The organism is Longispora fulva (assembly GCF_015751905.1).
GTDB lineage: Bacteria > Actinomycetota > Actinomycetes > Mycobacteriales > Micromonosporaceae > Longispora > Longispora fulva.
This window is the reverse complement of the sequence record NZ_JADOUF010000001.1, coordinates 5,802,162-5,816,884: the sequence shown is the minus strand read 5'-3', so window position 1 is coordinate 5,816,884 and position 14,723 is coordinate 5,802,162. Positions and strand designations below refer to the sequence as shown.

The following is a 14,723-nucleotide window of genomic DNA, read 5'->3' as shown; positions in this document are numbered from 1 at the left end:
GAATCGCGCTATGGCGCTGTCTGCCACCAACTCTCCCGCCCGCTGTCTGGTCTGTCGTGCCTGCGGCCAGGAGTACCCGCTGATCGCTCAACACGCCTGTTTCGAGTGCTTCGGCCCGCTGGAGGTCGGTTACGACCAGGCGGCGTTGAACAAGGTCACCCGCGAGCAGATCGAGGCGGGCCCGCAGAACATCTGGCGGTACGCGCCGCTGCTCCCCGCCGGCCAGGACCCGGCCTCCCGGGTGACCCTCGACCCCGGTCTGACTCCGCTGATCAGGGCGGACAGGCTCGCGGCCGAGCTGGGCATGACCGGCACGCTGTGGGTGAAGGACGACTCGGCGAACCCGACGCACTCGTTCAAGGACCGGGTGGTGTCGGTGGCGTTGACGGCGGCGAAGGAGCTGGGTTTCACCCGTTTCGCGTGCGCGTCGACGGGTAACCTGGCCAACTCGGTGGCGGCGCACGCGGCCCGCGCCGGGGTGCCGAGCATCGTGTTCATCCCGTCCGACCTCGAGCAGGGCAAGATCATCACCACGGCCGTGTACGGCGGCGAGCTGGTCGCGATCGAGGGCTCCTACGACGACGTGAACCGGCTGTGCGGCGAGCTGACGGAGACCGACGCGTTCGAGGACACCGCGTTCGTCAACGTCAACGTCCGTCCTTACTACGCGGAGGGCTCCAAGACCCTCGGCTACGAGGTGGCCGAGCAGCTGGGCTGGCGGCTCCCGGCCCAGGTGGTCGCGCCGATGGCGTCGGGCGAGCTGCTGACGAAGATCGACAAGGCGTTCGAGGAGCTGGTCGAGATCGGACTGGTCGCCGAGAGTTCGTGGAAGGTGTTCGGCGCGCAGTCGAAGGGCTGCGACCCGATCGCGACGGCCCTGCGCGACGGCAAGGACGAGATCACCCCGGTGAAGCCGACCGGTATCGCCAAGTCGTTGAACATCGGGGACCCGGCCGCTGGCCCGTTCGCGCTGGAGTCGGTGCGCCGGACCGGGGGGTGGATGGACTCGGTGACCGACGACGAGATCCGCGACGGCATCGAGTTGTTGGCGCGGACCACCGGCGTGTTCGCGGAAACCGCCGGTGGCGTGACCGTGGCCGTGCTGAAGAAGCTCGTTGAGAGTGGCCGGCTGGACCCGACTGCTGAGACAGTGGTCTACAACACCGGCGAGGGACTGAAGACTTTGGACGCCGTGGCCGACCGGGTCGGACCGACGCACCGGGTGAAGCCTTCGTTGCGGGCCGCCCGCGAGGCTGGGTTGTTGTGACATAGGTCACATAAGTTACCCAGAGTAGTCGCGGCGCTGCGTAATGTGTGCTGGTGGGTTGGCGAGTCGCCCGGTGTCCCCGGGCGCGTCGTCGCGTACCGTGAGCTTAACGATCGATAACTATAACTTGGCTGCTTGACGGCCGGGTGGTAGAGGCAGAGTATTTTCTCTGCGGGAGGACGCCGTAACCACCATCGAAACCTGTTTCGATGATGTGCTCCGATCTCGATCGGTGCAGCGGTGCCGCAGCTTGGCGGTGCTGCTCAAGCGAGCGTTCTCCCGACCAACGTGGAGCGCCCCCGAGGATTCGGGGGCGGTTCCTTTTTGTCCTTGATCCACCTGGCTAAATCGGTCGCGGTCTCCGCGCCCGACGGTCAAGGTGGCAGGCATGGACATCATCGAGCTGGACACCTCCGACCGGACCCTGGTCGAGGAGCACTACGCGGCGCTGAACCAGATCCACCAGGACCAGACCCCGGACCTGCCGGACCGGTGCCGGGAACAGTGGGTCGACGCGATCGACGACCCGTGGCCGGGGACCGCCACCGAGAAGTGGATCGCGGTCGAGGACGGCCGGATCGTGGGCGGCCTCGTGGTCGACATGCCGACCCGGGACAACCTCGCCCTGGTGGAGGTCGAGATCTGGGTGTCGCGGGACCACCGCCGCCGGGGCATCGGCCGCGCCCTGCACGCCAAGGCCGTCGAGCGCGCCGGGGCGAACGGCCGGACCACCATGATCGGCGGCTGTCGGGGCGAGGGGCCTGGGCACGCGTTCGCCGAGGCGATGGGCGCGACGTGGGCGATGAACGAGGTGCGCCGCCGCTGGGAGGCCGGTACGGTGCCCGACGCAGCCCTCGACGCGCTGCTCGCCGAGTCGTGGAAACACGCCGAGGGCTACGAGCTGGTCACCTGGCGGGACGGCGTGCCGGACGGGCTGATCGCCGACGCGGTCTACCTCGAGGGCCGGATGCTGATCGACATGCCGATGGGCGACATCCCGGTCGAGCAGGAGGACGTCGACGTCGCCCTGCTCCGGGCCAAGGACGTGGCGCTCGAGGTGCGCAAGAGGCGGCGGTTCAACACCGGGGCGCTGCACGGGGGGCGGCTGGTCGCGTACACGACGATTGCCTTTGATCATGGGGTTGACTGGCATGGCTGGCAGTGGATGACGATCGCGGCTCCCGAGCACCGGGGCCACCGGCTGGGCACGATCGTGAAGCTGGCGAACCTGGCGTTCGTCCGGGCGGAGGTGCCGGGGCTGCGCGTCCTGGACACGTGGAACGCCGAGGAGAACCGGCACATGATCGCGATCAACGAGGCGGTGGGATTCCGGGCCAGGGAGTCGACGGTGGAGTACAAGCAGGAGTTGGCGTAATTCAGTCGCGGCGTCGGGTCGGGGCGGTCAGTCTGGCGGGTATGGATATCAACCAGATCGATGTGCGCGACGACGCGGCGGTGGCGGCCTGGCACCAGGTGCACGCGGCGGCCGCCGCCCACGACCGCGCGGAGTTCCCCGCCCCCACCCTCGAACGCGATACCGGTCGGCTCCGAAATCCGTGGCCCGGCGAGGCCAACGAGTTCTGGCTCGCGGTGGACGGCGGCGAGCCGGTCGGGTCGCTCCAGATCCACATGCCGACCCTCGACAACCTGGACAACATCGGGGTCGACTTCACGGTGCCGCCCGCGCACCGCCGCCGGGGTATCGGCCGCGCGCTCTACGGGAAGGCCGTCGAGCGCGCCCGGTTCCACCATCGCAAGAACCTCCAGACCGACGCGACACAGGCGTTGCCCGGTACCGAGGCGGACAGTCCGCACGGCCCCGGGATGGCGTTCGCGGCGAAGATGGGCTTCCGTCGGGTGCTCGACGAGGCGCACCGGCGTTGGGTGTCCGGCGTCGTCTCCGAGGAGGAGCTGGCCAGGCAGCTGGCCGAGGCGTGGACGCACGCCGAGGGCTACGAGCTGGTGACCTGGCGGGACCGGGTGCCGGAGCGGTACGCGGCGGACCTGGCCTACCTCGACAGCCGGGTCATGATGGAGTCCCCGATCGGCGACCTGGCGTTCGAGGAGGAGAAGATCGACGCCGACCGGGTCCGGGCCGGCGAGGAGGTCGCGCACGCCCGGGGGCACCTCCACTTCGCGGTCGGGCTGGTGCACCGGGAGTCGGACACGCTCGCGGCGTACTCGGCGCTGGCCAGCGACCAGGGCGACGAGTGGCACGCCTGGCAGCACAACACCATCGCGAGTTCCGCGCACCGGGGCCACCGGCTGGGCACGATCGTGAAGCTGGAGAACCTGGCCTTCTACCGGGCGACGTATCCGCAGCTCCGCGCGATCGACACCTCCAACGCCGCCGACAACGCCTACATGATCGTGATTAACGAGCGGATGGGGTTCCGTTGGGCGGATACCTGGGTGAACTGGCAACAGGAGTTGTAGAAGCCGCCTAATGTTCTTTTATGTGGGTGAAGATAGCTAGTGTGTTGGTTGGGGTGATTACGGTCGCCCCAACCCCTGCTTACGCGGTCGACGACCCTCCTTTCCAAGCCCGGGTGTACGCGACCCGCGAGGGCCTCGTCGGCAAGAACACGGCCAACGGCCACGTGATCACCTCCCGGGACCACTTCGTCTCCCTGCCGTCCCGCCGCGGGCTGTCGGCCAAGGGGAGCGGCGACCGCACGGTGCAGGTGTGCGCCGACGGCGGCCGGTGCGAGTACGCGCCGGTCTGGGACGTCGGGCCCTGGAACACCCACGACGACTACTGGGACCCCGACCGTCAGGAGTGGGGCGACCTGCCGCGCGGCGTGCCCCAGGCCCAGGCCGCATGGTACGACGACTACAACGGCAAGAAGGACGAGTTCGGCCGGACGGTCGACAACCCGGCGGGGCTCGACCTCGCCGACGGGACGTTCTGGGACGGACTGCAGCTCGACACCAACGCCTGGGTGACCGTGACGTTCCTGTGGAGCGGGGTGTCGCCGGGCGCAGGCCAGGCCCAGGGCCTGATCAACCTGCGCTCGGGGCCGGGCACGGACTACCGGGTGGTGGGCTACGCCGCCCCGTACGCGGTGCTGCCGGTCGAGTGCCAGACCCAGGGGGAGTGGATCAGCTCCACCGACCGGTGGGACAAGCTGTTCGGCGGCCAGTACGTCACGCACGCCTACGTCACCGACGAGGTCGAACCCCCGCCGTGCTGAGCCACGCATGACACGTTGGTGATCAGATTGCCGAATGTTGTCATAGCCGGTGCATGATGGTGGGCATGACTGCGGACCTCTTCGCCACACACAGCGACAAACTCGACGCCGCGCTCACCGCGATCCGGGAGCGGGGCTACTGGTCGGCCTACCCCGAATCGCCCAGCCCCCGGGTGTGGGGCGAGACGGCCGCCGCGGACGGCAAGGCTGCCTTCGAGGCGTACCACAACGGGGACTTTCCGCTCGAAGGCACCGAGCGGGTCGCGACGGAGACCAGCCCCTTCGGGGTTGACCTGGGTATTCGCTACCCGCACCTCGACGTCGACACCCTGATCTCCCGGGGCCAGGAGGCGCTGCCCGCGTGGCGCGCCGCCACCCCGCAGGCCCGGGCCGGCGTCACCCTGGAGATCCTCGACCGGCTCGCGAAGAACACGTTCGAGCTGGCCAACGCCGTGCAGTTCACCACGGGCCAGGCGTTCGTGATGGCGTTCCAGGCCGGCACGGCGCACGCGTTCGACCGGGCGCTGGAGGCCGTCGCCTACGCGTACGCCGAGATGACCCGGCACCCGGCCACCGCCGAGTGGGAGAAGCCGGCCGGCAAGGGTGACCCGCTGCGGATGACGAAGACCTTCCACGTGGTACCGCGTGGGCTGGCCCTCGTCGTCGGCTGCAACACCTTCCCGACGTGGAACTCCTACCCGGGCCTGTTCGCCTCCCTGGTCACCGGCAACCCGGTGATCGTCAAGCCGCACCCGCGCGCCATCGCCCCGCTGGCGATCACGGTCCGGGTCGCGCGCGAGGTGCTGGCCGAGGCCGGGTTCGACCCGAACCTGGTCCAGCTGGCCCCCGAGGCCCCGGGCGAGAAGCTGGCCTCCGTGCTGGCCACCCGGCCCGAGGTGAAGATCGTGGACTTCACCGGCTCGACGGAGTACGGCGACTGGCTGGAGGCGAACGCCACCCAGGCCGTCGTGTACACCGAGAAGGCCGGTGTCAACACGATCATCATCGACTCGACCGACGACTTCGCCGGGATGTGCCGCAACATCGCGTTCACGCTGTCGCTGTACTCGGGGCAGATGTGCACCACCTCGCAGAACATCTACATCCCGCGCGACGGCATCTCCACCCCGGACGGCGTGAAGACCTTCGACGAGGTCGCCGCCGGGATCGCGGGCGCCACGGCCAAGCTGACCGGTGACCCGGCCCGGGCCGTGGAGCTGATCGGCGCGATCGTCAACGACGGCGTCATCGGCCGGCTCGACCTGGCCCGCAAGGTCGGCGAGGTCGTGCTCGACTCCGTCGCGCACACCCACCCGGACTTCCCGGACGCCGTGGTCCGCACCCCGCTGATCGTCAAGCTGGACGCGGCCGACGAGGACACCTACGGCACCGAGTGGTTCGGCCCGATCTCGTTCCTGATCGCCACCGGCGGCACGACGGAGAGCGTGGACCTGTTCGCGAAGACCGTCGAGGCCAAGGGCGCGCTCACCGCCGGGGTCTACTCCACCGACGAGGACGTGCTCCGGGTCGTCGAGGAGGCGTCGATCGAGGTCGGCGTGCACCTGTCGATCAACCTGACCGGCGGCGTGTTCGTCAACCAGTCCGCGGCCTACTCGGACTTCCACGCCAGCGGCGCGAACCGGGCGGCCAACTCGGCCCTGACCGACGGGGCCTACGTGTCCAACCGGTTCCGGATCGTGCAGTCCCGCCGGCACAGCTGACAGTTCCGATCGTCGGGCGGGTACCTCACGGGGTGCCCGCCCGCCGTGTCTCCACCGCTCGGCGCGGTCGCGGCCAACGAGCACCCGCCCGCGGCCGTCCAGCGCCAGCCGAACCGCACCCGCCGCGGCCGTCGTGCGGGCCGGGGCTATCGCCAGCCGAGCCGTGCCCGCAGCTGGTACGCCCGGCCGCGGACCAGCAGCCCCACCAGGTGCCGGCGCTGCGGCTCCTGGTAGATCACGAAGTCCGGGTGCCGGAACACGCCCCGCTTGCCGGTGATCGCCGCCGCGGCGTCCCGCAGCGCCGCCACCTGCCCGAGCGTCATCGCCAGAGCGCGCTCCCGTGGCTGGTAGCCGGCCCCGATCGGGTAGAGCCGGCCCCGTCGGGTGGTCAGCTCGACGTGGCAGCCGAGCACGTGGGTCACGGTGCGGTGTTCGGCGAAGGCGAGCAGCCGGTCGAGGCTGGCCCGGAACCCGGCCGGGTCGAAGACGAACACCCGGCCGGGGAGCACCGTGTCGCCGGTGAGCAGGATGCCGGTCCAGGGGTCGTACACCGTGATCGACGCCTCGTGGTGGCCCGGCGTGCCGAGGATCTCGAGCACCCGGCCGCCCAGGTCCAGGGTCGCCGTCCCGTTCGGCCACTCCTCGAAGCCGAAGAAGGCGCGGACGGCCTCGGCGTCCCGGGGCACCACGGTGGTGTCGGGCCGGTCGGCGAACTGCGGGTCGGCGGCCACGTGGTCGTGGTGGCCGTGGGTGTGCGCGACGACCAGCTGGTAGCCGGCGCGGGGGTGGCGCTCCAACCACTCGGCTACCAGGCGGTCGACCGTGGCGCGGAGCGGGAAGGCCGCCGGGTCCTCGGTCGCGCCGGTGTCGAGCAGCAGGGCGCGCTCCTCGCCGAACAGCAGGTAGAGGAACGGCGCCTCGTAGTTGACCGCCTTGCCCTGCCGGAGGATGACGGTGTGCTCCGCGTAGTGGTGGGCCTGGAGCGGCGGCTCGCCCGGCGCGCCGTGGATCCACCGGACGTCCAGGTCGCCCGGGACGGGGCGCGGGCCACGGACGTCGAGGTCGCCAGCGACGGGGCGCGGGTCGCGGAGGTCGATCAGGGACTCAGTCTTCGCGGACATGTTCGGTTTCCTCTCGAGTCTGGTCGGGCAGCGGGGTCGCGGCCATGAAGTAGCGGACGTGGCGGGCGGACGGGGGCGGGTCCCGCCGCAGGTAGGGCTCGAGCAGGGTCATCCACTGCTCCTTGAGGTCGCCGACCTCCTCGGCGGTCAGGACGGCGATCGCTGCCATCATGCCGGCCGCCTCCTGCCAGTCGGCGGGTTCGGTGTCCCGCCGTTCCAGGTGGTCGAGGATGGCCCGGGTCTCGCGTTCGATGACGAGCCGCTCGACCTCCTGGCGGACCACGGCGTCCGCGCCGGTGCCGATCCGCAGGGTCGGGCGTTGGGCGGCCACCCGCCACTGGCGCTCCCGGCGGTCCTGGCCGTGCCCGGCGTCCTCGACGAAGCCGAAGCGGGCGAGCTGCCGGAGGTGGAAGGAGCAGTTGGCCTGCGGGACGCCCAGCACCCGGGCGCAGTGCGCCGCGGTCGCCGGGCCGCTGGCTCCCAGCAGCTCCAGCAGGTCGAGGCGCAGCGGGTGCGCCAGCGCCTTGATCGCCCGGGGGTCTCGGATCTCCATATCCCAAAGAATACTTTGGCATCTGGAGATGTCAAGGACTTCTTTGGCTTCTGCCGGACCCGGGTACAGCGCGGCCAGGGGTAGTGCCGTCTTGACGGTACTTCGCTGTGCGCAGTACTCTCCGATGCGTGGATACCACCCAGCTTCTCAAAGGAGTGCTCGACCTGGCCGTCCTCGCGGTGCTCCGCGAAGAGGACGGCTACGGGTACGACATCCTCCGCAGACTGCGGGCGTCCGGGCTGGACGAGGTCGGCGACGCCTCCGTCTACGGCACCCTGCGCCGGCTGTTCACCGCCGGCTACCTGACCACGTACGTGGTCCCCTCCGAGGAGGGCCCGCACCGCAAGTACTACGCGCTCAACCCCGCCGGCCGCACCCAGCTCACGGACGCGAGCACGGTGTGGCGCGGGTTCGCCACAACCATGAACAGCCTGCTCGACGGGAGGGCGGCCGCGTGATGACCACGACGAACCAGAGTGAGGCGTATCTGGCGGGGGTGCGCTCGGCGCTGGCCGACCTGCCGTCGGAGGTCCGCGACGAGCTGATGGAGGACCTCCCGGCGCACCTGGCCGACATCGAGGCCGAGCACAGCGGGACGCTGGCCGAGCGGCTGGGCGGCCCGGCGGAGTACGCGGCGGAGTTGCGCGCGGCGGCCGGGCTCGAACCGGCCCCGAAGTCCACCTCCACCCCGGACTGGCAGCGGGTCGTCGCCTTCGGCCGACGGATGGACGTGCGGCTGGGGCGGGTGGTCGGGTACCCCCGAATGGTGGATCTTCTGGTCGCCCTGCGGCCCGCCTGGTGGGTCTTCCGGGGCTGGATCGTCGCGTGCTGGGTGATGCTGGTGGTGTCCGGGCGCTCCACCGGTCTGCTGCCGTTCACCGACAACCACCCCTTGGTGGCGGTGGTCGTGCTGGTCGGGTGCGTCGCGTTCTCGATCTGGCTCGGCCGGCGGACCCGGTCGGTGACCGGCTGGTTCCGGTGGCTGCTGATCCTGGGCACCGTGCCGCTCGCGTTCACCGGACTGGTCTTCGTCATCCAGGGCAGCGAGGGCGACCGGGGAGTCAGCGTCTACGACCGGTGGCAGGGCGTGAACGACGTGGTCGCCTACGACGCCGACGGCAACCCGCTGAAGGACGTCCGGCTCTACGACCAGAACGGCGACGTCATCCAGCTCGGCCACCCGTGGAGCTGTGGTAACCGCCCGCCGACGTACGGCGAGCCGACGCAGTGGGTCTACCCGCTGTGCCCGTCGGACCACAACGGTCCCGGCCCGATCAGGCGCCCACAGCGGACCCCGGGGGCCGGACCCTCGGCGAGCCCGACCGCCGTCCCGACTCCGGCCGCCAGCCCGACCCCGGCCGCGAGCCCCAGCCCGTCGGCGGTGCCCTGACTCCACCGGTGCGCGGGGTCGGTCAGGAACGGCGCGCGCCCGCTGCTGGCGATGATCCGGGCGTGCGCCCCGTGACCCTAGCGGGCATGCCCGCCCGGACCATCCGCCACGGCGGCGCAGGGCAGCGGCAGGGCCATGAAGACCTTCGACCACGTGCTCAGCGGGGTGAAGCCGGGCCCGCGACCGGTCTCGACAAACCCCATCTTCTGGTACGCGCGCTGCGCCGCCGCACTCGTCACGTCCAGCCGGAGCTCGGGGCGTCCACACGCGACGGACCAGTGCGCGAGCGCGCCGATGATCCCGCCGAGCAGCCCCCTGCCCCGGTGCGCGGGCTGGATGTAGACGCCGATGACGTAGGTGTGGTCGTCCCGGGCCAGCCCGATCGACGACCCGACGATCCGGCCGTCGACCTCCGCCACGAACTGGACCTGCTCGACCCCTGCCGCCCCGCGCGCGGTCGCCTCGACCCATGTCTCGTTGGGCCTGGACAGCGCCTCGTCCAGCTTCGTCGCGAACGCCAGCGGCGCGTCGGCCAGGGCCTCGATCCTCAGGGCCCGCAGGTGCGCGGTGTCGGCCATCGTCGCGCGTCGGATGATCACAGCAGGGTCTCCAGATAGCGCTCGATTGCTGGCAGGCTCTCGTCCTCGGCGTCGACCATGTCGAGCACGGCCCGGATGTCCCAGTAAGGGTTGTGTTCGGGAGCGAACCGCAGCACGGTGTCGGCGGCCCACTGACCGTAGGCGTGGACCAGGTTGATCCGGAGGTGCGCGAGGTCCACCCCTGCCGGTCCGTGTGCGGCCGTGGTCCAGTCGATGATGCCCGTCAGCCGGCCGTCCTGCCACAGAGTGTTACCGGGGTGGTAGTCGCGGTGGATGAACACGTCCGGTGTCGGGGCCGGCCGGGCGGCGGCCACGGCGAAGGCCCGGTCCCACGCCGGGTGGTCCGACGGCGGCTCCCAGTCGGTCAGGTCCGCGTACGGCGCGTACGGGCCGACGGCGGGCACCGGCAGCGTGTGCAACACCTCGGCGGCCTCGACGAGCTGGCGGAGCATGCCGGCGGTCAACGGCTCGGCCTCCGGGGACGCGTGGGTGGCGCTCGACAGGATCGTGCCTGGCAGCCGGGTCATCAGCAGCGCCGGGAACTCCCCGTGCCGGCCGTGGGCGTCCACCGCCACGACCTCGGGCACCGGCAGGCCGCTGCCGGCGAGCGCCGCGAGGGCCGCCACCTCGTTCTCCGGGCTGTGGTCGGGGTCGGTCTCCCGCCAGTCGGGACGGCTCCACAGCCGCAGCACGTACTCCCGGCCGTCGGACGTCGTCACGCCGGTGACGGACTGTGCGATCCCACCGGCGAGCGGCACGATCGTCGATACATCGGCATTGATGACTTTCCGTAGCCATTCGCGAGTGGCGTCGGACGGCGGTGGATGTGCGCGCATAAGAAACAGAATGTAGCCGCGATTGTCCACAGTCGCAGCGATATTTCTACTGTCCGGTTTGTATTAGTGCGTTGGTTGATCGGCTCGTGTAGCGTGCGTTCATCGAGCTCCGGGAATGGCTTGGTGTCGGCGTTCGCGGTGTGCGGCGTCGGGGTGTTTGGCAGAAGGAAGTGCAGCGTGGCTGAGGGCACTGTCAAGTGGTTCAACAGCGAAAAGGGCTACGGCTTCATCGCCGTGGACGGCGGGCAGGATGTTTTTGTCCACTTTTCGTCGATCCAGATGGATGGGTACAAGTCGCTGGACGATGGCCAGCGGGTCGAGTTCGAAATCGGTCAGGGCCAGAAGGGTCCGCAGGCGGAGAACGTCCGACTGGCAGGCTGATTCGTTCTCGCCGGACAGCGTCGAGACGAGGTGGACTACCCATAGACTCAACCTATGGGTAGTCGTCTCGGGCTCGCGGACCTCGTCTCCCTCGGCCTGTTCGTCGACGCCGTCACCACCGGCAGCATCTCCGCCGCCGCCCGCGCGCACCAGATCACCCAGCCGTCCGCCAGCGAGGCGCTCCGCCGGCTCGAGCGCCGGGTCGGGGTCGAACTCCTGATCCGTACACCGCGCGGCTGCCGGCCCACCTCGGAGGGCGCCCGGCTCGCCGACCTGGCCCGGGACCTGCTCTCCGCCGCCGACCGGTTCGCCGGCGAGGCCGAGGCGCTGCGGGCCGGGGCCCAAGGCCGGATCAGGGTGGCCGCCAGCTACACCAACGCCGAGTACGTGCTGCCGGCCCGGATCGCCGCGGCCGGGGACATCACGGTGTCCCTGACCGTCGCCAACTCCGACGAGGTCACGGCCCTCGTGCGGTCCGGGGCCGTCGACGTCGGGTTCGTCGAGGGGCCCATCCCGACCGCCGGGCTGACCACCCGGCTGTTCGACCGCGACGAGCTGGTCGTGCTCGTCGCACCCGACCACCCGTGGGCCCGGCTCGACGGGCCGCTGCCGCTGGAGACCCTCGTCGCCACCCGGTTGCTGCTGCGCGAGTCCGAGTCCGGCACCCGGCGGACCTACGAGGCGGCGGCAGCGGCGGCCGGGCACCTGATCGCCGAGCCGTTCGGGGTGATGACGTCCACCGAGGCGCTCAAGGCCGCGGTGCGGGCCGGGCTGGGCGCGACCATTCTCAGCCGGTTGGCGGTGGCGGGGGAGCTCGCGGCGGGGACGCTGGTCCTCGTACCCGTGAAAGGGCTTTCTCTGGCCAGGGAACTACGCGCCATTCGGCTCGCCGGATCGCGCGACAGGGCGGTCACGGCATTCGTTCAGGCTGTTTCCCGGAAAAACTTATCGTAGTCATGCTAAGCAATGTTCAACTACCCAATAGGGGGCGAACATGGCGAGTTATGGCTATCAGGCCGTCGGCCAACCGACCGACGATCCGCTCGTGCCCGACCCCGCAGCCGGATTCGGCGGCTGGTACGACCGGGTGGTCGGCGTCATCCGGCGCAGTTGGAAGTCGCTCCTGACCATCGCGGCGGTCACCATCGCCGCCCCGACCGTCGTGCTCAGCGTCCTCGGCAGCGCCTCCTACACCCAGCCCATGGGCGACGCCACCTACGACAGCGCGAACTTCCACCCCTGGGCGGCCCTGCTGTCGTTCGTGGTGTGGATCGTCTCCGCCTACCTCGGTTCGCTCGGCGCGGCGGCCGGCGTGTGGGCGATCACCCAGGAGGCCTCCGGCCGGCCTGTCACCCTCGGCGCGGCGCTCCGGTTCGGCCGCACCCGCGCCCTGCCCGTCTGGGGCTGGCAGATCCTCACCTCGATCCTGATCGTGCTCGGCCTGTGCCTGTGCCTCGTCGGCTCGATCTACTTCGCCGTCGCGTGCGCGCTGGTCACCCCGGTTGTCGTCTACGAGCGGAGCCCCGGGATCCCGCGCTCCTTCAAGCTCACCCACGCCCGGTTCGGCCACACGCTGTCGCGACTGGTACCCCTCGCGCTCGTGGTCCTCGCGCTCTCCTGCTGCCTGGGCGCCCCGGGCAGCCTGTCCTCCTCGATCAGCGGGGACGCGTTCCGGTTCGTCGCCGAGGTCGGCAGCGGGCTCTGGTCGGCCGTCGTGGCGCTGCCGATCTTCGTCCTGGTGCTGGCCGGGACCGTTGTGACGTACGCCGACCTGCGCTCCCGGGAGACGCCGCTGAGCACGGATCAGCTCCTGAGAGAGGCCGTATAGGTTGCACTCACGGCTGGAGAGTGCTAAACGTTGACCTGGCACTCGTGCACTGCGAGTGCCAGGTCGAGAAGGTGAGGCCCTCCGTAGGGCCGTCCGTCGCGGGCACTGACTCGACTCGGACCTTGCGTACATCAAGCCCTTACCCGGGCAGGACGCAGCAGCGGAGGACACGCCACCATGGCTAAGTTGATCGCGTTCGACGAGGAGGCGCGCCGCGGCCTTGAGCGGGGCATGAACATCCTCGCCGACGCCGTGAAGGTGACGCTCGGCCCGAAGGGCCGCAACGTCGTGCTCGAGAAGAAGTGGGGCGCCCCCACCATCACCAACGATGGTGTGAGCATCGCCAAGGAGATCGAGCTCGAGGACCCGTACGAGAAGATCGGTGCGGAGCTCGTCAAGGAGGTCGCCAAGAAGACGGACGACGTCGCTGGCGACGGCACCACCACCGCCACCGTGCTGGCCCAGGCGCTCGTCCGCGAGGGCCTGCGCAACGTGGCCGCCGGCGCGAACCCGATCGCCCTCAAGCGGGGCATCGAGGCCGCCGTGGCCGCCGTCTCCGAGGAGCTGACCAAGCTCGCGAAGGACGTCGAGACCAAGGAGCAGATCGCCTCCACCGCCTCCATCTCGGCCGGTGACAGCACCGTCGGCCAGATCATCGCCGAGGCGATGGACAAGGTCGGCAAGGAAGGCGTCATCACCGTCGAGGAGAGCAACACCTTCGGCCTCGAGCTCGAGCTCACCGAGGGCATGCGCTTCGACAAGGGCTACATCTCGCCCTACTTCGTCACGGACGCGGAGCGGATGGAGTCGGTTCTCGACGACCCGTACATCCTCATCGCGAACCAGAAGGTCTCGGCTGTCAAGGACATGCTGCCGATCCTCGAGAAGGTCATGCAGTCCGGCAAGCCGCTGCTGATCATCGCCGAGGACCTCGAGGGCGAGGCCCTGGCCACCCTGGTCGTCAACAAGATCCGTGGCACCTTCAAGTCCGTCGCCGTCAAGGCCCCGGGCTTCGGTGACCGCCGCAAGGCCATGCTGGGCGACATCGCCATCCTCACCGGTGGCCAGGTCATCAGCGAGGAGGTCGGCCTCAAGCTCGACGGTGTCGGCCTGGAGCTGCTCGGTCGCGCCCGCAAGGTCGTCGTCACCAAGGACGAGACCACGATCGTCGACGGCGTCGGCGAGGCGGACGAGATCCAGGGTCGGGTCAACCAGATCCGCGCCGAGATCGAGAAGTCGGACTCCGACTACGACCGTGAGAAGCTGCAGGAGCGCCTGGCGAAGCTCGCCGGCGGTGTCGCGGTCATCAAGGTCGGCGCGGCCACCGAGGTCGAGCTCAAGGAGCGCAAGCACCGCATCGAGGACGCCGTTCGCAACGCGAAGGCTGCCGTCGAGGAGGGCATCGTCCCCGGTGGTGGCGTGGCGCTCGTCCAGGCCGGCGCGACAGCGTTCGACAAGCTCGAGCTGGTCGGTGACGAGGCCACTGGCGTCAACATCGTCCGCGTGTCGCTCGAGGCCCCGCTGCGGCAGATCGCCGTCAACGCCGGTCTCGAGGGTGGCGTCATCGTCGAGAAGGTGCGCAACCTGACCCCGGGCTGGGGCCTGAACGCGGCCAACGGCGAGTACGTCGACATGCTGGCCGAGGGCATCATCGACCCGGCCAAGGTGACGCGTTCCGCGCTGCAGAACGCCGCGTCGATCGCCGCGCTGTTCCTCACCACGGAGGCCGTCGTGGCCGACAAGCCGGAGAAGGCGGCCGCTCCGGCCGGCCCCGGTGGCGGGGACATGGACTTCTAAGTCCTGATCTTCCTCGGGAAAGGGCGGGCCTTCGGG

General features: G+C 70.1%; 15 protein-coding genes. 11 read left to right on the top strand and 4 right to left on the bottom strand.

Going from position 1 to position 14,723, the window contains the following annotated elements:
- The first annotated feature begins 10 nt into the window (after positions 1-10).
- The 5 genes from thrC (at position 11) to paaN (ending at position 6,182) form a co-directional block, all read left to right on the top strand.
- Positions 11-1,267 carry a threonine synthase gene (thrC, locus tag IW245_RS26230; RefSeq protein ID WP_231398943.1) on the top strand — a complete coding sequence of 419 codons (1,257 nt, stop codon included), beginning with the start codon at positions 11-13 and terminating at the stop codon, positions 1,265-1,267.
- A gap of 388 nt (positions 1,268-1,655) precedes the next feature.
- Positions 1,656-2,642 (top strand): GNAT family N-acetyltransferase, encoded by a 987-nt coding sequence (locus tag IW245_RS26225; RefSeq protein WP_197005823.1) that lies wholly within the window; start codon positions 1,656-1,658, stop codon positions 2,640-2,642.
- A gap of 41 nt (positions 2,643-2,683) precedes the next feature.
- Positions 2,684-3,703 carry a GNAT family N-acetyltransferase gene (locus tag IW245_RS26220; protein WP_197005822.1) on the top strand — a complete coding sequence of 340 codons (1,020 nt, stop codon included), beginning with the start codon at positions 2,684-2,686 and terminating at the stop codon, positions 3,701-3,703.
- Between the two features lie 113 nt (positions 3,704-3,816).
- Complete coding sequence (locus IW245_RS26215; protein WP_197005821.1) at positions 3,817-4,461, top strand: DUF8814 domain-containing protein; 645 nt, start codon at positions 3,817-3,819, stop codon at positions 4,459-4,461.
- Positions 4,462-4,514: 53 nt separating this feature from the next.
- Positions 4,515-6,182 (top strand): phenylacetic acid degradation protein PaaN, encoded by a 1,668-nt coding sequence (gene paaN, locus IW245_RS26210; protein WP_197005820.1) that lies wholly within the window; start codon positions 4,515-4,517, stop codon positions 6,180-6,182.
- Between the two features lie 146 nt (positions 6,183-6,328).
- Here the strand turns inward: paaN and IW245_RS26205 are convergent, their stop codons facing one another.
- The gene (locus IW245_RS26205; protein ID WP_197005819.1) at positions 6,329-7,303 is read right to left on the bottom strand and encodes an MBL fold metallo-hydrolase; all 975 of its coding nucleotides are present in this window, start codon (positions 7,301-7,303) and stop codon (positions 6,329-6,331) included.
- Positions 7,287-7,856, bottom strand: a complete 570-nt coding sequence (locus IW245_RS26200) for a winged helix-turn-helix domain-containing protein (protein ID WP_197005818.1) — start codon at positions 7,854-7,856, stop codon at positions 7,287-7,289. Before IW245_RS26200 ends, IW245_RS26205 begins: the two co-directional genes overlap by 17 nt.
- Positions 7,857-7,984: 128 nt before the next feature.
- Between IW245_RS26200 and IW245_RS26195 the strand changes: the two genes are divergently transcribed.
- Positions 7,985-8,314, top strand: a complete 330-nt coding sequence (locus IW245_RS26195) for a PadR family transcriptional regulator (RefSeq protein ID WP_197005817.1) — start codon at positions 7,985-7,987, stop codon at positions 8,312-8,314.
- Positions 8,314-9,246 carry an HAAS signaling domain-containing protein gene (locus IW245_RS26190; protein ID WP_203787501.1) on the top strand — a complete coding sequence of 311 codons (933 nt, stop codon included), beginning with the start codon at positions 8,314-8,316 and terminating at the stop codon, positions 9,244-9,246. The genes IW245_RS26195 and IW245_RS26190 overlap by 1 nt, the downstream gene beginning before the upstream one ends.
- Positions 9,247-9,323: 77 nt before the next feature.
- On the opposite strand, the gene IW245_RS26185 is transcribed toward IW245_RS26190, so the two are convergent.
- On the bottom strand, positions 9,324-9,845 hold the full coding sequence (locus IW245_RS26185; protein WP_233472936.1) for a GNAT family N-acetyltransferase: 522 nt from the start codon (positions 9,843-9,845) through the stop codon (positions 9,324-9,326).
- Positions 9,842-10,681, bottom strand: coding sequence for an aminoglycoside phosphotransferase family protein (locus tag IW245_RS26180; protein ID WP_197005815.1), 840 nt, complete (start codon positions 10,679-10,681; stop codon positions 9,842-9,844). Before IW245_RS26180 ends, IW245_RS26185 begins: the two co-directional genes overlap by 4 nt.
- Before the next feature lie 177 nt (positions 10,682-10,858).
- Here IW245_RS26180 and IW245_RS26175 point away from each other — a divergent pair, with 177 nt between their 5' ends.
- From IW245_RS26175 to groL, 4 genes are all read left to right on the top strand, one after another.
- A complete protein-coding gene (locus tag IW245_RS26175; protein WP_197005814.1) occupies positions 10,859-11,062 on the top strand; it encodes a cold-shock protein in 204 nt (67 codons plus the stop codon).
- A gap of 54 nt (positions 11,063-11,116) precedes the next feature.
- Positions 11,117-12,016: a LysR family transcriptional regulator gene (locus IW245_RS26170; protein ID WP_197005813.1), complete on the top strand. Its 900-nt coding sequence runs from the start codon at positions 11,117-11,119 to the stop codon at positions 12,014-12,016.
- A gap of 40 nt (positions 12,017-12,056) precedes the next feature.
- Positions 12,057-12,890 carry a hypothetical protein gene (locus IW245_RS26165; RefSeq protein ID WP_197005812.1) on the top strand — a complete coding sequence of 278 codons (834 nt, stop codon included), beginning with the start codon at positions 12,057-12,059 and terminating at the stop codon, positions 12,888-12,890.
- Between the two features lie 177 nt (positions 12,891-13,067).
- On the top strand, positions 13,068-14,687 hold the full coding sequence (gene groL / locus IW245_RS26160; protein WP_197005811.1) for a chaperonin GroEL: 1,620 nt from the start codon (positions 13,068-13,070) through the stop codon (positions 14,685-14,687).
- Positions 14,688-14,723 lie beyond the last annotated feature (36 nt).